The sequence below is a fragment of the Ruegeria sp. HKCCD6647-2 genome, assembly GCF_057221075.1.
Map to the genome: position 1 here is coordinate 117718 of NZ_JBWVBD010000006.1, position 18952 is coordinate 136669.

General features: G+C 58.7%; 18 protein-coding genes. 17 read left to right on the forward strand and 1 reads right to left on the reverse strand.

The annotated features are described in order from the left end of the window. Window positions 1-54 precede the first annotated feature (54 nt). A complete protein-coding gene (locus tag AC2TDJ_RS16690; protein ID WP_480843803.1) occupies window positions 55-747 on the forward strand; it encodes a metal-dependent hydrolase in 693 nt (230 codons plus the stop codon). Continuing rightward, a complete protein-coding gene (locus tag AC2TDJ_RS16695; protein WP_480843804.1) occupies window positions 747-1922 on the forward strand; it encodes a M24 family metallopeptidase in 1176 nt (391 codons plus the stop codon). Before AC2TDJ_RS16690 ends, AC2TDJ_RS16695 begins: the two co-directional genes overlap by 1 nt. A gap of 9 nt (window positions 1923-1931) precedes the next feature. Here the strand turns inward: AC2TDJ_RS16695 and AC2TDJ_RS16700 are convergent, their stop codons facing one another. Next, a complete protein-coding gene (locus tag AC2TDJ_RS16700; protein ID WP_480843805.1) occupies window positions 1932-2399 on the reverse strand; it encodes a nucleoside deaminase in 468 nt (155 codons plus the stop codon). Here AC2TDJ_RS16700 and AC2TDJ_RS16705 point away from each other — a divergent pair. The 15 genes from AC2TDJ_RS16705 (at window position 2398) to AC2TDJ_RS16775 (ending at window position 18926) form a co-directional block, all read left to right on the forward strand. After that, the gene (locus tag AC2TDJ_RS16705; RefSeq protein WP_480843806.1) at window positions 2398-3276 is read left to right on the forward strand and encodes a pseudouridine synthase; all 879 of its coding nucleotides are present in this window, start codon (window positions 2398-2400) and stop codon (window positions 3274-3276) included. The genes AC2TDJ_RS16700 and AC2TDJ_RS16705 overlap by 2 nt on opposite strands. 174 nt (window positions 3277-3450) lie before the next feature. Further along, entirely contained in the window at window positions 3451-4365 is a 915-nt protein-coding gene (locus tag AC2TDJ_RS16710) for a 5-bromo-4-chloroindolyl phosphate hydrolysis family protein (RefSeq protein WP_480843807.1), read from the forward strand. A 29-nt stretch (window positions 4366-4394) separates the two neighbouring features. Further along, window positions 4395-5585, forward strand: a complete 1191-nt coding sequence (locus AC2TDJ_RS16715) for a toxic anion resistance protein (RefSeq protein WP_480843808.1) — start codon at window positions 4395-4397, stop codon at window positions 5583-5585. A gap of 31 nt (window positions 5586-5616) precedes the next feature. Beyond that, on the forward strand, window positions 5617-6555 hold the full coding sequence (locus AC2TDJ_RS16720) for a DUF2927 domain-containing protein (RefSeq protein WP_480843809.1): 939 nt from the start codon (window positions 5617-5619) through the stop codon (window positions 6553-6555). Window positions 6556-6578: 23 nt separating this feature from the next. Then, the gene (locus AC2TDJ_RS16725; protein WP_480843810.1) at window positions 6579-7727 is read left to right on the forward strand and encodes an SPFH domain-containing protein; all 1149 of its coding nucleotides are present in this window, start codon (window positions 6579-6581) and stop codon (window positions 7725-7727) included. A 66-nt stretch (window positions 7728-7793) separates the two neighbouring features. Continuing rightward, window positions 7794-8285: a cytochrome b gene (locus AC2TDJ_RS16730; protein WP_480843811.1), complete on the forward strand. Its 492-nt coding sequence runs from the start codon at window positions 7794-7796 to the stop codon at window positions 8283-8285. A gap of 17 nt (window positions 8286-8302) precedes the next feature. Next, the gene (locus tag AC2TDJ_RS16735; RefSeq protein ID WP_480843812.1) at window positions 8303-9418 is read left to right on the forward strand and encodes a TFIIB-type zinc finger domain-containing protein; all 1116 of its coding nucleotides are present in this window, start codon (window positions 8303-8305) and stop codon (window positions 9416-9418) included. A gap of 95 nt (window positions 9419-9513) precedes the next feature. Then, complete coding sequence (locus tag AC2TDJ_RS16740; RefSeq protein ID WP_480843813.1) at window positions 9514-10182, forward strand: nitroreductase; 669 nt, start codon at window positions 9514-9516, stop codon at window positions 10180-10182. 30 nt (window positions 10183-10212) lie between these two features. Beyond that, on the forward strand, window positions 10213-10653 hold the full coding sequence (gene dtd / locus AC2TDJ_RS16745) for a D-aminoacyl-tRNA deacylase (protein WP_480843814.1): 441 nt from the start codon (window positions 10213-10215) through the stop codon (window positions 10651-10653). Window positions 10654-10664: 11 nt separating this feature from the next. Next, window positions 10665-11753, forward strand: a complete 1089-nt coding sequence (locus AC2TDJ_RS16750; protein WP_480843815.1) for a DUF4147 domain-containing protein — start codon at window positions 10665-10667, stop codon at window positions 11751-11753. A 51-nt stretch (window positions 11754-11804) separates the two neighbouring features. Further along, window positions 11805-13799, forward strand: a complete 1995-nt coding sequence (locus AC2TDJ_RS16755) for a CocE/NonD family hydrolase (RefSeq protein ID WP_480843816.1) — start codon at window positions 11805-11807, stop codon at window positions 13797-13799. Window positions 13800-13920: 121 nt separating this feature from the next. Next, window positions 13921-15507, forward strand: a complete 1587-nt coding sequence (locus tag AC2TDJ_RS16760; protein ID WP_480843817.1) for an ABC transporter substrate-binding protein — start codon at window positions 13921-13923, stop codon at window positions 15505-15507. 16 nt (window positions 15508-15523) lie between these two features. Beyond that, window positions 15524-16480 carry an ABC transporter permease gene (locus AC2TDJ_RS16765; protein WP_480843818.1) on the forward strand — a complete coding sequence of 319 codons (957 nt, stop codon included), beginning with the start codon at window positions 15524-15526 and terminating at the stop codon, window positions 16478-16480. Continuing rightward, window positions 16477-17292: an ABC transporter permease gene (locus tag AC2TDJ_RS16770; RefSeq protein ID WP_480843819.1), complete on the forward strand. Its 816-nt coding sequence runs from the start codon at window positions 16477-16479 to the stop codon at window positions 17290-17292. The genes AC2TDJ_RS16765 and AC2TDJ_RS16770 overlap by 4 nt, the downstream gene beginning before the upstream one ends. Beyond that, window positions 17289-18926 carry an ABC transporter ATP-binding protein gene (locus AC2TDJ_RS16775; RefSeq protein WP_480843820.1) on the forward strand — a complete coding sequence of 546 codons (1638 nt, stop codon included), beginning with the start codon at window positions 17289-17291 and terminating at the stop codon, window positions 18924-18926. The genes AC2TDJ_RS16770 and AC2TDJ_RS16775 overlap by 4 nt, the downstream gene beginning before the upstream one ends. The last annotated feature ends 26 nt before the right edge of the window (window positions 18927-18952 follow it).

An 18952-nucleotide genomic window follows, 5' to 3' on the forward strand; every position in this document is an offset into this window, starting at 1 on the left:
TTTTACATACCGGATGCTAGGCTGCATCCAATAGTATCTCGGGAGGATTTTTTCATGAATATCATCTGGCTGGGGCATGGCAGCTTTCGCATTGAAACCGAAGGCCAGGTTCTGCTGATCGATCCGTGGCTCACCGGCAACCCGGTCCTGCCCGAGACCCAACACGATGCCGCAGTCGATGGCGCGACGCATATTCTGCTGACCCACACCCACTTCGACCACGTGGTCGATGTGTTGCCGCTTGCCAAGCATCTTAGCATTCCGGTCGTCGGGCAATACGACCTGATGGGATACTGGGCCGAAGCCGAAGGCATCGAAACCGTCGGCTTCAACAAAGGCGGTACGGTTAACCTGAATGGTGTGAAGGTCAGCATGGTGCCCGCCTCTCACAGTTCAACGTTCTCAACGCCGGACGGGCTGCGAACAGGCGGGACTGAGGTCGGCTTCATGATCGGGGCCGAAGGGCGCGTGGTCTATGTCTCGGGGGATACCGACATCATGGCGGATATGGAGTGGATGGGGGATTACTACAAACCCGACATCGGCATCCTGTCAGCTGGAGGCCACTTCACCATGGACATGAAGGGCGCGGCCTATGCGGCCAAGCGCTATTTCAACTTCAAGACCATCATTCCCTGCCACTACCAGACTTTCCCGATCCTCGAACAATCGGCCAAGGCGTTGGCCGGCGAGCTGCCTGGCGTCGAGGTGATCGAACCTGAAGTCATGAAAAGCATAACCCTCTGATGCCCGCGTCCGATTTCAGCCCGCAGGAATATGCCGCGCGCCTTGCAGCCACTCGGGCAGCAATGGATCGACAAGGCGTGGAAACACTACTGGTCACCGACCCCTCCAACATGGCCTGGCTGACCGGCTACGACGGGTGGAGCTTTTACGTCCCTCAGATGGTAATCCTGCACCGTGCGGGCGCTCCGCTGTGGTGGGGCCGCACGCAGGATAAGGCCGGGGCACAGCTGACCACGTGGCTGCAACCGCAAGACCTGCATGACTGGCCTGAAGAACATGTGCAGCACCCGGATCACCACCCGATCGAGTCCCTGGTCGACCTGTTGCGGGATCGCGGCTGGACAACCGGGTTGGGCGTCGAGATGGACAATTACTACTACTCGGCCGCCAGCCACCGGATCCTCGAAACTGCTTTTGGGGCGCGGGCCCTGTGCGATGCCACCGGGTTGGTTAACTGGCAGCGCGCGGTCAAAAGCGACACCGAAATCGACATGATGCGCAAGGCCGGGCGCTTGACGGCGCATATGCACGCGGTCCTGCGCGAGACCTTTCGGGAAGGCTTGCCCAAGAACCAGCTAGTAGCCGAGGTTCAAGCCGCCGGTATCGCTGGGCTGCCCGGTCTGGCGGGTGACTATCCGGCGATCGTGCCAATCGCGCCGTCCGGTGTCGAAGCTTCTGCCTCGCACATCACCTGGAACGACAGGCCATTGACACTCGGTGAGGCAACCTATTTCGAGATTTCCGGCTGTTTCCGTCGTTATCACTGCCCAGCCAGCCGCAGCCTCTTTCTGGGCGATCCTCCTGCAGCTATCCAGCGGGCCGAAGATGCAGTTCTGACCGCCATCGACGACGCCCTGCAGGTCGCACGCCCGGGCACCACCTGCGAAGAGGTCGCGCAGCGTGTCTATGATAGCTTTGCCAAAGCAGGTTACACCAAAGCCAATCGAACCGGCTATCCTATCGGTCTCAGCTATCCTCCGGATTGGGGTGAGCGCACCATGAGCCTGCGCCCCGGCGACACGACGGAGTTGCAGCAAAACATGACTTTTCACCTGATGCCGGGGCTTTGGACCGCCGATTGGGGGCTTGCAATAACCGAAAGCTTTGTCGTGACACCGCACGGTGGCCAGCCCTTGGCCGCCATTCCCCGCGCAATGGTTGTCAAACAGGTCTGACCCTTCTGGCTACTCTTTGGCGTCGGCCTTACGCTGCGCGGCAAAGAACACCCGAAGCAGTTCGGCGCAGTCATCGGTCGCAATACCATCGTAGACTTCCGGAACATGGTGGGCCTGTGGGTGGGAAAACACCCGCGCCCCATGGGCCACCCCCCCTGACTTCGGATCGGACGCGCCATAGTAAATTCGCCCGATCCGCGCCGCGGCCATGGCCGCCGCACACATGGCGCAGGGTTCGAGTGTCACATAAAGATCATACCCCGGCAACCGCTCGGACCCCGCCGCGGCGCAGGCCGCGCGCAACGCAAGAATTTCTGCATGAGCCGTGGGATCGTTCAGTTCGCGCGTCCGGTTCCCTGCCGATGCAACGACGCGGCCATCGGGCGCAACGATTACTGCGCCCACCGGCACTTCGCCCCGGTCCGCCGCCGCGCGTGCCTCGTCCAGTGCTTGCTGCATGTGCGATCTGAATGTCATGCCTCTGACTGCCCCAGAAACCTGCCTTTCGCAAGCCGCGCAGATGGGTTATGGCCGGGGAATGAGCAACACCCCTCCCCCAGGCGACCGGATCGCCAAAGTGCTGGCCCGTGCCGGTGTCGCCTCGCGCCGCGAGGCAGAACGCATGATCGAAGCCGGTCGCGTGACCGTGAACGGCAAAGCGATCCAAAGCCCCGCCCTGAATGTGACCGCAAAAGACAAGATCACAGTGGATGGTAAACCGGTTTCCGAACCCGAGCCATCTCGGCTGTGGCTGTACCACAAGCCTGCCGGGCTGGTGACAACCGCGCGGGACGAAAAAGGGCGCGAGACGATTTTCGACAAGTTACCGGATGACATGCCCCGCGTCATGAGCGTTGGACGGCTGGACCTGAACTCTGAAGGGTTGTTGTTGCTGACAAATGACGGCGGCATCAAGCGCAAGCTGGAATTGCCTTCGACAGGCTGGCTGCGAAAGTACCGGGTGCGTGTCAATGGCCGCCCCAAAGACGAAGAATTTGAACCACTGCGCAAAGGCCTGACCGTCGAAGGCGAGCGATTCCAGCCCATGACCGTGACGCTGGATCGCCAACAAGGTGCCAATGCATGGCTGACGATCGGGCTGCGCGAAGGCAAGAACCGCGAAATTCGACGTGCAATCGAAGATATCGGCTTCGTGGTGAACCGCCTGCTGCGCGTCTCCTACGGCCCGTTCCAACTGGGCAACCTGAAACCCGGCGAGGTCGAAGAAATCCGCCGCCGCGTATTGCGCGACCAATTGGGGCTGGACGGGGATACCAAACCAGAGGCCGTTGCCAAGCGTCCAGCTCGCCCGCAGCGGAAACGGCCTTCCGTCGGCAAGAAACCCCGCAAGTGACGCAAGTTACCTTACCTTCCCCCTAGCGCGATGACCTTACATCCCCTACATTTTTCGTGAAAGGCTCAGTGGGGGAATACATGTCCGGCTCAGGAATCCAAAATCTGGCCTATGCAGCGCTGTTGATTCTGCTGTTCGGTGTCTGCACCGGCCTGCTTGGAGGTCTGTAGGGCGATGGCCAAAAGCTATGGCGGAAAGTACAGCCCGGAAGGCGGTTCCGACCCCGAGGATCAAACACGTCGCGGTCAGTTCGACGGTGCCCGGGTTGAACCGGCCGGTGCGCGGGCCAATGTCCTGTTCCTGCCAGCGGTTCCACTGATCTTTTTGTCCCTGAACGACGGCGCTGTCGGTATGACAATCGGTCTTGTGGCGGCTGGACTTTTGACAGCTGCCGCGTTCCTGCTGCGCGAAGGGCTGCGCGCCGAGGCCGCCTATAACGCGCGCCGTACCGCCCGCCGACCGGCCATTCCGCGCAAGATTTTCGCCAGTGTCCTGACGGGCCTGGGGGCCGCGCTGGCATCGTATCGGTCTGAATACCTGGATGCCGAAACCGCCGCACAGGCCAGTCTTTTGGCACCTGTATTGTTCGGTTTGGCGGCAACAGTTCTGCATTCCACAGCCTTCGGGTTCGACCCGATGAAAGACAAGGGAATGGATGGCATTGATACCTTTCAGCAAGATCGTGTCGCCCGCGTTGTCGAGGATGCGGAAACGCATCTGTCCGAAATGACAGACGCCATCAAACGCGCCGGAAACCGCAAGATCGAAGCGCGGGTCGAACGGTTTCAGGACACTGCTCGCGATCTGTTCCGTACGGTCGAAGAGGATCCGCGTGATCTGGCTGGTGCCAGAAAGTACCTGACGGTCTATTTGCAAGGCGCGCGCGATGCGACAATCAAGTTCGCCGATGTTTACGCACGCACGCGCGATGCGCAGGCTCTGGCAGATTTCTCCGCACTGCTGGATGATCTTGAACAGAATTTTGCTGCACGCACCCGGAAGATGCTGCTGGATGACCGCAGCGATTTGACAGTTGAAATTGACGTGCTGCGCGACCGGCTGCAGCGCGAGGGCGTCCGGTTGGACTGACCGGCCATTTTTGAGCGAGGATTATCCCCATGTCCGATACCATAAAGAACAAAGCGGTCGAGGCCGAAACTCTGGTGCAGGAAGTCACCGCCGTCACCCTGCCCGAACCCCATGCCGAGGTCGTTGCGCTGGAGGAGGCGGACGAACCGGTGGGCGCCGAAATCCGCAAGCGGATGGGTGAAATCGATATGGGAAACACCAACTCGATCGTGTCTTTTGGTTCGTCCGCGCAGGCTGAACTGCAAGAGATCAGCCAGGCCATGTTGGCCGATGTACGCAACAAGGATGTTGGACCGGCGGGCGACAGCCTGCGCAACATCGTGACGACAATCCGCGGTTTCTCAGTCAGTGAGCTGGACGTGCGTCGCGAACGCAGTTGGTGGGAGAAGCTGCTGGGCAAAGCGGCGCCTTTCGCCAAATTCACCGCGCAATACGAAGAAGTGCAAAGCCAGATCGACCGCATCACCGACGATCTTCTTGGGCACGAGCACACGCTGTTGAAAGACATCAAGTCGCTCGATCTGCTCTATGAAAAGACGTTGGAGTTTTACGACGAACTGGCCCTCTATATCGCGGCGGGTGAGGAAAAGCTGACCGAACTGGACAGCCACGATATCCCGGAAAAAGAGGCGGCGGTTGAAGCTGCCCCAGAAGAAGAACAGGTGATGAAAGCGCAAGAGCTGCGCGACCTGCGCGCCGCGCGCGACGATCTGGAGCGCCGGGTTCACGACCTTAAACTCACACGCCAAGTGACGATGCAATCGCTGCCCTCGATCCGTCTGGTACAGGAAAATGACAAATCGCTGGTGACCAAGATCAACTCGACCCTGGTCAATACGGTACCGCTCTGGGAAACCCAGCTGGCACAGGCCGTCACCATCCAACGCAGTGCCGAGGCGGCGGCGGCTGTGCGCGGGGCCAATGATCTGACCAACGAATTGCTGACGTCGAACGCGGAAAACCTGCGGCAGTCGAACAAGATGATCCGCGAAGAAATGGAGCGTGGCGTCTTTGACATCGAAGCCGTCAAAAAGGCCAATGCAGACCTGATCGGTACAATCAACGAAAGTCTGGCCATTGCGGACGAAGGCAAGGCCAAACGCGCCGCCGCCGAGGAAGACCTGAAAAAGATGGAGGCCGAGCTGCGGGACACTCTGGCTGCTGCAAAGGCCCGGCGCGACGGAACCGGCGATAACGCCGGCACTGCAGTTCCGGGCTAAGGCTGGATCGGGCGTGCGGCCAGTAGATTATGTGAAACCTGCGTTAGCGTTGGCATCCCTGCTGGCGCTTGCCAATTGTGATGAGGCTTTGACGAGCTCGGTCTCTCTGCCGCCGCCTCCTGTACAGCCGGAACCTGCTGCAAATGCGTATGTCCCGCCATCGGCAGCCAGCCAGGATCTGGCCCGCTTCTACGCCCGGGTCGAGCGCGACCTGCTTACCAGGGGACTGTTGCGCACCGATGGAGGTGGGCCGGACACGCCTTATGATGCCGACGATCTGGCGCGCAATTTCGAAACCATCGCTTTTTACAGCGAATATCCGGATCACGCGATTTCAATCGGATCGCGTCAGACCGACGGTCAGCTTAGCCGCTGGTCCGGGCCTGTGCGTGTCCAGACAGAGTTTGGCCCGTCGGTAGCACCAGAAGTCCGCACGCAGGATGCAGCGCAGGTTGATGCCTATGTCAAACGTTTGGCGAAACTGACGGGACATTCCATTTCGACCGTAAACCGCAAGGCAAACTTCCATGTCTTCTTTGCCGGCAAGGACGACAGCAGTTACGTGGTCACGCGCCTCAGGCAATTGATTCCGAATATCAGTCAGGCGTCTTTGGATCTGGTTGCTAATCCGCGCGCCAATTTCGATTGTTTTGTGTTTGCCTCGGCGACGCGAACGTCGCCGCACAAATATGTGCGTGCCGTGACGCTGATCAGGGCCGAGTTGCCGGATCTGGTCCGACGCAGTTGCATTCACGAAGAGATCGCTCAGGGGTTGGGCCTGTCCAATGACAGCCCAAACGCGCGACCGTCGATTTTCAACGATGATGACGAGTTCGCCTTGCTGACAAGCCACGACGAGAAGTTGCTGACAATGCTTTATGATCCGCGCCTTGAACCCGGCGTAGCCGTCGACGAGGCCCGCCCTGTGGTGCGGATCATTGCACGCGAATTGATGGGTCAGTCGCTCTGACCCCCTAGGACAGGAGAACCCAAATGGGAATTTTCGATTTTCTGACCGGAGAATTCATAGACGTCATTCACTGGGTGGATGACACCCGCGACACCATGGTCTGGCGGTTCGAGCGCGAAGGACATGAAATCAAATATGGCGCCAAGCTGACCGTGCGCGAAGGTCAGGCCGCTGTGTTCGTGCACGAGGGCCAGCTGGCGGATGTTTTCACGCCGGGTCTCTATATGCTCGAGACCAATAACATGCCGATCCTGACGACCCTTCAGCATTGGGATCATGGCTTTCAATCGCCTTTCAAGTCCGAGATTTACTTTGTCAACACCACCCGGTTCAACGATCTGAAATGGGGAACCAAGAACCCCATCATGTTGCGTGACCCCGAGTTTGGCCCCACCCGCATTCGTGCGTTTGGCACCTATACTGTGCGGGTCAAGGACCCGGCCAGGTTCCTCGTCGAAATCGTCGGAACCGATGGTGAATTCACCATGGACGAAATCAGTTTTCAGATCCGCAATATCATCGTGCAGGAATTCAGCCGCGTCATCGCCGGGTCAGGCATTCCGGTTCTGGACATGGCCGCAAACACCGCCGATCTGGGCAAGCTGATCGCCGCAGAAGTCTCTCCGGTTCTGGATGGATACGGGTTGGAAATGCCCGAATTCTACATTGAAAACATATCGCTGCCGCCAGCAGTTGAAGCTGCGCTGGACAAGCGGACCTCAATGGGGTTGGCCGGAGATTTGGGAAAGTTCACACAGTATTCGGCGGCCGAAGCGATGACAGCCGCCGCGAACAATCCGGGCCAGGGCGGTGGCATGGGCGCCGGTCTTGGCATGGGAATGGGCATGGCGATGGCTCAGCAGATGTCAAACATGGCAGCGGGTCAACCGTCCGGTCCCTGGGGCAGTTCCGCACCCGCTGCACCGCAACCAACAGCGCATATGGCACCGCCACCACCGCCGCCCGTCGAGCATGTCTGGCACATCGCCGTGGACGGAAAGACAAGCGGGCCATTCTCGAAAGCCAAGATGGGACGCATGGCGACGGACGGCGAAATCACACGTGACACCTTTGTCTGGACCGCTGGTCAGGATGGCTGGAAAAAGGCGGGCGACGTGCAGGAGCTGGCTCAGTTGTTCACGATCCTGCCGCCGCCGCCTCCGGGCGCATGACGCCGACGGAAAGCTTGATTTCTGACGTTAAAGTAAGACCTGACAACCAATTGAAAGACTCAGACAATGAAGATTTCCGCCAGCTATTCCAAATCACAGATCATCCTGCACTGGTTGACTGCTCTTTTGATCCTGATCGCATGGTTTACCGGCGACAATATGGGCCGGGTATTGCGAGCCCGATTTGAAAGCGGCGCGACGGGTTTCGAGGGCAACACACCGCATGTCTGGATCGGCAGCGCCGTATTCGTGTTGGTTGTGATCCGACTGCTCATGCGGTGGCGACAGGGCACGCCGGGCCCGTTGCCGGGAAACTCGGATCTGATGAATCGGGCGGCAGAATGGGGCCACCACCTGTTGTATGCTGTGATGATTGCCGTACCCGCAACAGGTGCTCTGGTGTGGTATGGAGGTATCAAAGCGGCAGGAGAGTTGCATGAAATCGCGGCAAATGCCCTGTTGCTTGTAGCCTTGGGTCATGCCCTGGCAGCGATCTGGCACCAATGTGTCAAAGGCGATGGCGCGCTGGAACGGATGCGCCTGACCGCCCGAAGGTAAAAGCCCTGGTCAAATTCATGCCCACGACATCCAATCCATCGCCAGTATCCAACGAACACCGGTTTCCCTGCAATCAGTGCGGCGCGGACTATAGGTTCAATCCTGGCGATGGCACATTGACCTGCGATCACTGCGGCCATTCCGAGGCGATCGGGGCCGGCCCATGGGGTGGCGCCAGCCTGAAGGAACTGGATTTTGATGCGGCCATCGCCGACAAACTGCCTGAAGCCGAAATCGAGGAAACGCGCGTTCTCTCCTGCCCGAACTGTGCCGCTCAGGTCGAGTTTGATCCAAACACGCACGCCGCTGAATGCCCGTTTTGCGCCACTCCGGTAGTGACCGACACAGGCGTCAGCCGGCATATCAAGCCGCGTGGCGTTTTACCCTTTGTCTTGGACGAACGGGCAGCGCACAAGGCGATGGGGGACTGGCTTGGTCGGTTGTGGTTTGCGCCGAACGGTTTGAAAGACTACGCCCGCAAGGGGCGAAAAATGCAGGGAATTTATGTCCCCTACTGGACTTTCGACGCCAATACCAAATCCAGCTACAGGGGTGAACGAGGCGTCGTTTATTACGAGACGCGAACCGTTATGCGTGATGGCAAACGGGTTCAGCAACAAGTCGCCAAAGTGCGCTGGTCTCCAAAATCCGGACGCGTTGCGCGTTTCTTCGACGACGTGCTGGTGCTGGCCTCTCGGTCGCTACCGAAATCCTATACCGATGCGTTGGAGCCCTGGGACCTGCCCGCGCTGGAGCCCTATCAGCCCGAATACCTGGCAGGCTTTCGGGCCGAGGCCTACACCGTTGAATTGCAGGATGGCTATACAGAAGCTCGTAGTCACATGGCCCGGGTCATCGAGCGCGATGTACGTTTTGATATCGGAGGCGACCGTCAGCGCATCCACAATATCGACACGGACATCCGAGACGTGACCTTCAAACACGTTCTGCTGCCGGTTTGGTTGGCGGCCTACAAATACCGCTGCGAAACCTATCGCTTTGTTGTGAACGGACGGACAGGACGTGTTCAGGGAGAGCGCCCCTGGTCAGCCATCAAGATCACCATCGCCGTAGTTCTGGGCTTGTTGGTTGCCGCAGGTGTCGGCTATTTGGTCGCGACTGGGCAGCAATAGTTCCGCCCTCATGTGTTTCGGTAAACCCGTTGCGTCGGGCCTTGAAACTCGGGGAATCTGACGTCATCCTGCGCTTCGTTTGGGGGGAGGCCGAGTTGACATTGGATGTTCTGAACAACCTGCTCGAGAACCGACACTCGTGCCGCGCTTTTTTGCCCGATCCCGTTCCTAAAGCTGTGATCGAGCAGATTCTGATCAGTGCGACCCGTGTTCCAAGCTGGTGCAACGCGCAACCCTGGCACGTCCATGTGACAAGCGGCGCCGAAACCGATCGGTTTCGTGAGGCGCTGTGTCAAGAAGCAAAAACCGGCACCCCAGCTCCGGACCTACCATTCCCCAGCTCGTACAGTGGCGTCTATCAGGATCGCCGCCGCGCATGCGGATGGGCGTTGTACGAGGCGGTGGGGATCGAAAAGGGTGACCGCGCCGCCTCGGCGCAGCAGATGATGGAGAATTTTTCTCTGTTCGGTGCCCCGCATTGCGCGATTATCTCCAGCCCCGCTGAGCTCGGCCCGTATGGCGCAATGGATTGCGGCGGCTTCGTTACAGCCTTTACGCTGGCGGCCCAGGCGCTAGGGATTGCGAGCATTCCACAAGCGGCCGTGGCATCTTACAGTCCTTTCCTGCGACGCTATTTTCAGGTTCCGGAAGACAGGATGATCTTATGCGCAGTTTCGTTCGGATACCCGGACAGCGAACACCCAGCAAACGCCTTTCGCACGGAACGCGCAGGGTTGGATGAAGTGGTATTTTGGCACGAATGAACCTGCCGATGTGCAAGACGGGAGAATGAATTGCGCGCCCTGCTACAAAGAGTGTCACGAGCACAGGTTTCGGTCGACGGATCTGTCATCGGGCAGACCGGCCCCGGGCTGACGATCCTTGTGTGCGCTATGCAAGGCGACAGTGAGGAACAGGCCTCTAACCTGGCAGCAAAAATCGCCAAGCTTCGGATATTCAAGGACGACGCCGGCAAGATGAACCGGTCCATTCTGGATATCGGGGGATCGGCCCTTGTCGTAAGCCAGTTCACGCTGGCGGCGGACACGTCACGCGGTAACCGGCCTGGGTTTTCGAATGCCGCCGCACCGGAACAGGGCGAACATCTGTACGAGTATTTTGCGCAGCAGTTACAGGCACAAGGAATCGCGGTCGAAACAGGTCAGTTCGGGGCCGATATGGCTGTTGAACTCGTCAATGACGGCCCGGTTACAATTTGGGTTGAAAATCAGTGAACCAAGCAGAGTTGGCAATCAAGATCTGGCAGGCGGGTGTCGATGCCGTGGGCGGGTATTCTGCCACAAGGGCGGCACTGCCCGACGTCTCAAGACCCGACCGCATTCTCGCAGTTGGCAAGGCCGCGGCCGCTATGGCCCGCGCGGCTTTGGATCAGTTCAAAGCAGTTCCGACCCTTGTCGTTACAAAGGATGGTCACGGGCGCGACCTGCCCGCTGATGTCGACGTGATCGAGGCTTCGCACCCAGTCCCCGACCAGCGCAGCCTGAAAGGCGGTGTAGCCCTGCGCAAGGCGGTTGAGGAGATGGGGCAAGACACTCACCTGCTGTTGCTGGTCTCAGGCGGTGCTTCCTCGCTGGCCGAAGATCTGATGCCGGGCAGGACACTGGCCGATCTGGAAAACCTCAATCGCCGGCTTTTGTCCGAAGGCCTTGATATCAAGGCCATGAATGCCGAACGGCGCAAGCTGTCCCGTATCAAGGGCGGTGGTTTGCTGTCGCACTTCACGGGTCAGCAAGTCACCGTTCTGGCGATCTCAGACGTTCCCGGCGACTCGCTTGGTGTCATCGGATCGGGGATAGGAGCCCTGCCCGAACACTATGGCTTTCAGGCCACCACAAAGATTATTGCGTCCAACGCCCACGCCCGGACTGCGGCCGAGGCTGCCGTGCACGCGGCCGGGCTGGACGTGCTGGCAAATGAAGAATGCCTGCATGACGACTTTCTTCGGGTTGCAGCAAAGCTTGGTCCCCGCCTGAGAGCAATGGAAAACGGCGTCATGGTGTTTGGCGGAGAACCCACAGTCGTCCTGCCCGAAAATCCCGGCTGGGGTGGCCGCAATCAGGCATTGGCCTTGGCGCTGGCTCGGGAAATTGCAGGCTGTGACGGTCTTACCCTGGTGGTCGGCGGAACGGACGGAACAGACGGCCCGACCGACGCGGCTGGTGCGGTCGTGGATGGCCATACCTGGAAAGAAGAAGCCGCAGGCGCCTTGGACAGAGCGGACAGCGGCTCCTTCCTTGACAAGGCGGGGGCGCTGCTCGTCACCGGCCCGACCGGCACAAACGTCATGGATCTGATTGTCGCAATGAGGTGTTAGATTGACGTTTTTGCCCTTCAAGAACATAGCGAACAGCTTGAAACTGATCGGATGACGCCCGCTCACAATTCCCTCTGCGACATCGAAGAATTTCCTGACCTCGGTATACGGTTGTCCGATGGTTGCCGCTTGTCCGCACGGGTCTGGCGACCCGTAGATGCCGAGAAATCACCGGTTCCGGCTATCCTTGAATACCTGCCCTATCGCAAGCGCGATGGGACCACCGCCCGGGACGCGCTGACGCATCCCTGGTTCGCCAAACGCGGCTATGCCTGCATTCGCGTGGACATGCGCGGCAACGGTGACAGCGAAGGGCTGATGGAAGATGAATACACGCAGCAGGAGCTTGATGACGCGGTCGAAGTGATCCATTGGCTGGCTGACCAGCCCTGGTGCAGTGGCACGGTCGGTATGATGGGGGTCAGTTGGGGCGGTTTCAACGCCCTTCAGGTCGCCGCAATGAGACCAGATCCGCTCAAGGCTATAGTCACCTTGTGTTCGACCGCAGATCGATACGCTGATGACATTCATTACAAGGGCGGTTGCCTGCTGAATGAAAACCTCGGCTGGGGCGCGACGATGTTGTCCTATTCCTCGCGTGCACCGGACCCCGAGCTTCGCCCGAACTGGCGCGAGCTGTGGATCGACCGGCTTGAAAACGAGCCTTTCCTTCCATCGATCTGGCTTCGGCACCAGACGCGCGACACTTATTGGCAGCATGGTTCGGTTTGCGAGGATTTCGGGGCAATTCAGGCCGCGACGCTTGCAATCGGCGGCTGGGGTGACGCGTACAAGAACACTGTCCCTTGGCTGGTCGAGGAACTGAACGCGCCTGTCAAAGGTATCGTTGGCCCGTGGGTTCACAAGTATCCCCATTTCGCGGTGCCGGAACCTCGGATCGGCTTTCTTCAAGAAGCGCTGAGATGGTGGGATCATTGGCTCAAGGGTCACGACACGGGCATTGAGGATGACCCTGACTATCGCGCCTACCTGATGGATGGTGTTCGCCCCGCGCGGTGGTACACCGAACGTCCCGGGCGCTGGATAAGCCAAGCCGCAGGTGCGACTTCTCATCTTAACACACTGGATCTTTCGCTGGGCGATGGGGGGCTGGGGATTTCAGGGCCGTTGGATGCCCGAATCCGATCACCGCATCATTGCGGGCTGGAAGGCGGCGAATATTGCGCCATTTGGCTGGGTCCCGACATGCCCGGTGACCAGCGCGCAGATGATGCCCTGTCGGCTTGTTTCGATAGTGCCCCGCTAAAGACCGATCTGGATATTGTAGGTGCTCCGCGCATTCGTCTGAAGCTCAGCTCTGACAAACCGCAGGCACAAATGGCCGCCCGCCTGAATCACGTCCACCCCGATGGTGCCACGACCAGAATTACCTACGGGGTGCTGAACCTCAGCCACCGCAACAGCCATGCCGAGCCCTCGCCTCTGCGCGCGGGCGAGGTTTACGATGTCGAGCTGGATCTGGACCACATCGCCTACAGGGTTCCCAAGGGGCATCGCCTACGCGTCGCCATTTCCAGCACCTATTGGCCTTTGATCTGGCCGTCCCCGGAAACGGCCGAATTGCATCTGACTTCCGGAACAATCTCTGTTCCTACCCGGGCACCGGCAACAGGCGACGAGTGCAGCTTTGCCCCGCCCGACGCGGAAAAGCCGCGTCAGGTTACCACTCTGCGCGAGGGGTCGAATGCCCGCCGCCTTGAAACCGACATGAATACCGGAACCGTTCATCTGATTATTGAAGACGATTTCGGGAAGGTGAAAGATAGCCAGCATGGGTTGATCACAGGTGGCACAGCACGGGAAACGTGGTCGATTCACCCCGATGACGCCCTGTCCGCCCGTGGCGTTTGCGAGTGGACGCAGGAACTGGAACGTCCGGGCCTTCATCTGCGTACGGAAACCCGATGTGAAATGACCTCGGACACCGAGAACTTTATTCTGGAGGCCAGCATAAAAGCGTTTGAAAATGATGTCTTGGTATTCGCCAAAGAACTCGATGACACCGTACCACGCAATCAGATGTAAACTTTGTACGCCCCGAAACCGGACAATAGGTATTGCTCGGTGGGAGGAAATGCGCCAACGTTGACTCATGCGTCAACAAAAAGCCCGCAAAGGGCTGATCCAACCAACTGGGAGATTCTGGATGAACGAACAACTCACTCACATGACCAAACAAGTGACGGCCGGCAAACTGACCCGTCGCGAGTTCATGGGGAAAGCGGCGGCTTTGGGCGTCTCGGCAGCAATGGCAAGCACCATGTTTGCAGATGCGGCACGGGCTGCTGGCCCGAAAAAGGGTGGCGACCTGAAATTTGGCCTGCAGGGCGGCGAATCTACGAACTCGCTTGATCCGGCGACTTATTCCAGTTCAGTGCCGTTCCAAAACGGAAAACAATTCGGCGACCAGCTTGTCGAGGTCGCACCTGACGGAACGATCGAACCCCGTTTGGCCGAAAGTGTCGAGGGCAGTTCGGACGCCAAAGTGTGGACCTTCAAGCTGCGCAAGGGCGTCGAGTTCCACAATGGCAAAACCATGACCAGCGAAGACGTGCTGAAAACCATGGAGCGCCATTCGAACGAAGAATCCAAGTCCGGCGCCCTCGGCATCATGAAGGGCATCGAGTCCATGAAGGCTGATGGTGACAATTTCCAGGTCACACTTACGGAACCAAACGCCGACTTGCCGTATCTTCTGGCCGACTATCACCTGATTATTCAGCCTGACGGTGGTATGGAAAACCCCGGAGCGGGTATAGGTACGGGTCCTTACAAACTGGAGGTCGACGAGCCGGGTGTGCGTCACCTGTTTACGAAGTTCGAAAATCACTGGAACAGCGATTATGGTAACTTTGACAGCGTCGAAGTCGTCGTCATCAACGATGCGACTGCACGTACAGCTGCGCTTCAGTCCGGGCAGGTTCACGCAATCAACCGCGTTGAACCCAAAGTTGCGGACCTGTTGGGTCGCGCACCGAACTTGACGGTACACTCGACCGCTGGTCGCGGCCATTACGTCTTCATCATGCACTGTGATACTGCACCGTTCGACAACAATGAGCTTCGCACGGCGCTGAAATACGCGATCAACCGCGAGGAGCTCGTAGACAAAGTCCTGCGCGGCTATGGTTCAATCGGAAATGATATGCCCATCAATGCGGCTTACCCATTGTTTGATGAAACCATCGAACAGCGTGAGTTCAGTATTGAGAAGGCAGCCGAGCATTACAAGAAATCGGGTCATGACGGTTCGCCGATCATATTGCGCACCGCGGATGGCGCCTTCCCCGGCGCGGTCGATGCGGCCGCCTTGTTTCAGCAGACAGCCGCTCAGGCAGGTATCCCGTTGGAAATCAAGCGTGAGCCAAATGACGGTTACTGGTCCGAAGTCTGGAACGTTCAGCCCTTCTGTGCGTCGTACTGGGGTGGCCGTCCCGTACAAGACCAGATGTACGCGACCGCCTACTTGTCGACAGCCGATTGGAACGACACGCGCTTCAAGGTACAGGCGTTCGACGACCTGCTGTTTGCGGCGCGTGCCGAACTGGACCCGGAGAAGCGTAAGAGCATCTACAGCCAGATGGGCCGGATGGTCCGTGACGAAGGCGGCCTGATTTGTCCGATGTTCAACGACTTTGTCGAAGGTATCAGCAATCAGCTGGACGGTTGGGAAACTGACCCGACGCAGGAGATGATGAATGGCAACATTTCCCGCAAGATGTGGTTCGTCTGATACGGGTCACTGATTTATGCATCCCATTGTCAAATTGGTTTCCCAGCGCGTTGCGCTGGGACTCCTTCTTCTGTTTGGCGCTTCGGCCCTGATTTTTGGCCTGACCGAAGCCCTTCCCGGAGACGCAGCGCAAGCCGTCCTGGGCCAGTCCGCAACGCCCGAATCCCTGGCAAACCTGCGCGAGGAAATGGGCCTCAATCGTCCCGCTCTGACGCGCTACTTTGAATGGCTGGGCGGAATTTTTCAGGGTGATCTGGGCCAATCCCTCACCAACAAACTGGACATTGCCGAATCGGTTGGCAGCCGTCTGGGCAATACCCTTTTCCTGGCATTCTGGGCCGCCATCGTGTCGGTTCCATTGGCCATATTCCTTGGTCTGCTGGCCGTGCGCTACCGCAACCGCTGGCCTGACAAGTTGATTTCGGCGGTCACACTCACGACGATCTCGATCCCCGAATTCCTGATCGGCTATGTTCTGGTCTACTTCATCGCGGTGAAGCTGGGCATGTTCTCGCCCCTGGCCATGATCAACGACAGCATGTCGTTTGGGCAAAAGCTGAATGCAATCGCTCTGCCCGTAATCGTTCTGACCATGGTTGTGCTTGCGCACATGATGCGGATGACCCGTGCGGCGATCCTGAACGTGATGCAGTCGGCCTATGTCGAAACGGCTGAACTCAAGGGCCTCAGCAATTTCAAGGTCATCTACCGCCACGCCTTCCCGAATGCGATCGCACCGATCGTCAACGTCGTCATGCTGAACCTTGCCTATCTGGTGGTCGGCGTCGTCGTGGTCGAGGTGGTGTTCGTCTACCCCGGCATGGGGCAATACCTTGTGGACCATGTGACCAAGCGTGACGTTCCCGTGGTTCTGGCCTGTGGCGTCATCTTTGCCGCCATCTATATCGGACTGAACATGATTGCAGACATCGTTGCCATTCTGGCCAACCCAAGGCTGAGGCATCCGAAATGAAGAATATCCCAATCTCTGCAATGATCGGGCTGGCCTTCACAGCCCTGTATTTCGTCATCGCTGTTTTCGCGCCTCTGCTAGCCCCTTACGGAATGGCCGAGGTCGTCGGTGACGTCTGGGAACCATCCAGTTCTCAATTCTGGCTGGGCACGGATAACATCGGACGCGACCTGCTGAGCCGGATGATCTATGGCGGGCGCACGACCATCTTCATCGCCACCGCCGCGACGATCCTCAGCTTTGTAACCGGTTCGATCCTCGGCTTTCTGGCGGCCGTATTGGGAGGCTGGGCAGACCAGGTCATGTCGCGGACCGTGGATCTGGTCATGTCGATCCCGTCGCTGATTACCGCACTGGTTGTTCTGGCCATGGTGCCAGTTACCATCCCGGTTCTGATCATCGTCATGGGTCTGCTCGACGCGACACGGGTCTATCGACTGGCCCGCGCCGTCGCGGTGGATATCGCAGTAATGGACTATGTCGAAGCCGCCAAGCTGCGCGGTGAAGGCCAAAGCTGGATCATCTTCCGGGAAATCCTGCCCAACGCTCTGTCGCCACTGGTGGCAGAACTGGGCCTGCGCTTCATCTTCATGGTTCTGTTTGTCTCGACCCTGTCATTCCTCGGCCTTGGCGTTCAGCCGCCGCTGGCGGACTGGGGTGGCATCGTGAAGGAAAACAAGGACGGCATCGTCTATGGCATCGGCGCGGCCCTGTACCCCGCCGTAGCTATCGCGACGCTGGCCATCTCGGTCAACCTTGTCGCTGACTGGGTCCTGAACCGTACCACATCGCTGAAAGGAGGCCGGGGATGAGTGATACCCTTCTCAAGGTCCGCGACCTCAAAATCGGCGCGACTGTCTACCCGCCGGGTGAGAAGCCCCATGACATAGAAATCGTGCACGGGGTCAATTTTGACCTCGAGCGCGGTAAAGTGCTTGGCCTGATCGGAGAGTCAGGGGCTGGTAAATCCACTATTGGTCTGGCCTCAATGGCATATGGTCGTGGCGGCGTGCAGATCACCGGTGGCGAGGTTTGGGTAAACGGACGCGACATCCTGAAGTCGTCTTTGGGTGATATTCGCAACCTGCGCGGTGGCGAGGTGACCTATGTCTCGCAATCTGCGGCGGCGTCCTTCAACCCGGCCAAGAAAATCATGGATCAGGTTGTCGAGGCTGCGGTCGAGCACAAGAAATTCTCGCGCAAGCAAGCCGAAGGGCGTGCGCGGGAGCTGTTCGCCAAACTGGGTCTGCCTGATCCGGACAACATCGGTGAACGCTATCCGCACCAGGTGTCGGGTGGTCAGTTGCAGCGTTGCATGACCGCGCTGGCACTGTGTCCCGAACCGGATCTGGTGGTGTTCGACGAGCCCACCACCGCTTTGGATGTGACCACGCAGATCGACGTGTTGATGGCGATCAAGGAAGCCATTGCCGATACGGGAGTTGCCGCGCTCTACATCACTCACGACCTTGCTGTCGTGGCGCAGGTTAGCGACGACATAATGGTTCTGCGGATGGGCAACACGGTCGAATACGGCCACACCGACCAGATCATCAACAACCCGCAGGAAGAATACACCCAGGCCCTTGTCTCGGTGCGCTCGATCGAGCATGAAGAAAAAAAGCCCACACCTGAACCGGTGCTGACGGTCGATGGCATCACCGCGCGCTACAAGGGTCTGAATTTCGACGTGCTGCACAACGTCAATGTCGAGCTTCATCCGGGGCAGACGCTGGCGGTTGTTGGTGAGTCCGGCTCGGGTAAATCCACCCTTGCCCGGGTAATCACTGGTCTGCTGCCGCCACGCGATGGCGAGATCAATTTTGCAGGTCGCAAGCTCTCACCCGATCTGGCGGGACGTACCCGCGAGGACCTGCGCGAGTTGCAGATGATCTACCAGATGGCTGACGTTGCGATGAACCCACGTCAGACAGTTGGAACAATCATCGGGCGGCCGTTGGAGTTTTATTTCAACATGCGTGGCGCCGAAAAGCGCAAGCGGATCATCGAACTGCTGGACGAGATCGAACTGGGCGAAAAGTTCATCGATCGCTATCCGGCGGAACTGTCAGGTGGCCAGAAGCAGCGCGTCTGTATCGCCCGGTCGCTGGCAGCCAAGCCCAAGATGATCATCTGTGACGAGGTTACCTCGGCGCTCGATCCGCTGGTCGCAGACGGAATTCTCAAGCTGCTGCTGGACTTGCAGAAGATCGAGGATGTGGCCTATCTGTTCATCACCCACGATCTGGCGACGGTCAAGGCGATCTCTGACTCGATAGCTGTGATGTATCAGGGTCGCGTGGTTCGCTATGGCTCCAAGTCTCAGGTTCTGAGCCCGCCGTTTGACGACTATACCGACCTGCTACTCAGTTCGGTTCCGGAAATGCATCTGGGCTGGTTGGAAGAGGTTGTAGCGCATCGCAAAATGGAAAGCGCGGGTAACTGATCCCGCCCCTCATTGTAACAACGCAA

Coding starts and splice junctions, on each gene's coding strand:
- AC2TDJ_RS16725 (WP_480843810.1), top strand. CDS start 6,579: ATGGGAATTTTCGATTTTCTGACCGGAGAATTCATAGACGTCATTCAC.
- AC2TDJ_RS16755 (WP_480843816.1), top strand. CDS start 11,805: ATGACGCCCGCTCACAATTCCCTCTGCGACATCGAAGAATTTCCTGAC.
- AC2TDJ_RS16710 (WP_480843807.1), top strand. CDS start 3,451: ATGGCCAAAAGCTATGGCGGAAAGTACAGCCCGGAAGGCGGTTCCGAC.
- AC2TDJ_RS16715 (WP_480843808.1), top strand. CDS start 4,395: ATGTCCGATACCATAAAGAACAAAGCGGTCGAGGCCGAAACTCTGGTG.
- AC2TDJ_RS16700 (WP_480843805.1), bottom strand. CDS start 2,399: ATGACATTCAGATCGCACATGCAGCAAGCACTGGACGAGGCACGCGCG.
- AC2TDJ_RS16775 (WP_480843820.1), top strand. CDS start 17,289: ATGAGTGATACCCTTCTCAAGGTCCGCGACCTCAAAATCGGCGCGACT.
- AC2TDJ_RS16695 (WP_480843804.1), top strand. CDS start 747: ATGCCCGCGTCCGATTTCAGCCCGCAGGAATATGCCGCGCGCCTTGCA.
- AC2TDJ_RS16730 (WP_480843811.1), top strand. CDS start 7,794: ATGAAGATTTCCGCCAGCTATTCCAAATCACAGATCATCCTGCACTGG.
- AC2TDJ_RS16705 (WP_480843806.1), top strand. CDS start 2,398: ATGCCTCTGACTGCCCCAGAAACCTGCCTTTCGCAAGCCGCGCAGATG.
- AC2TDJ_RS16735 (WP_480843812.1), top strand. CDS start 8,303: ATGCCCACGACATCCAATCCATCGCCAGTATCCAACGAACACCGGTTT.
- AC2TDJ_RS16760 (WP_480843817.1), top strand. CDS start 13,921: ATGAACGAACAACTCACTCACATGACCAAACAAGTGACGGCCGGCAAA.
- AC2TDJ_RS16770 (WP_480843819.1), top strand. CDS start 16,477: ATGAAGAATATCCCAATCTCTGCAATGATCGGGCTGGCCTTCACAGCC.
- AC2TDJ_RS16765 (WP_480843818.1), top strand. CDS start 15,524: ATGCATCCCATTGTCAAATTGGTTTCCCAGCGCGTTGCGCTGGGACTC.
- AC2TDJ_RS16690 (WP_480843803.1), top strand. CDS start 55: ATGAATATCATCTGGCTGGGGCATGGCAGCTTTCGCATTGAAACCGAA.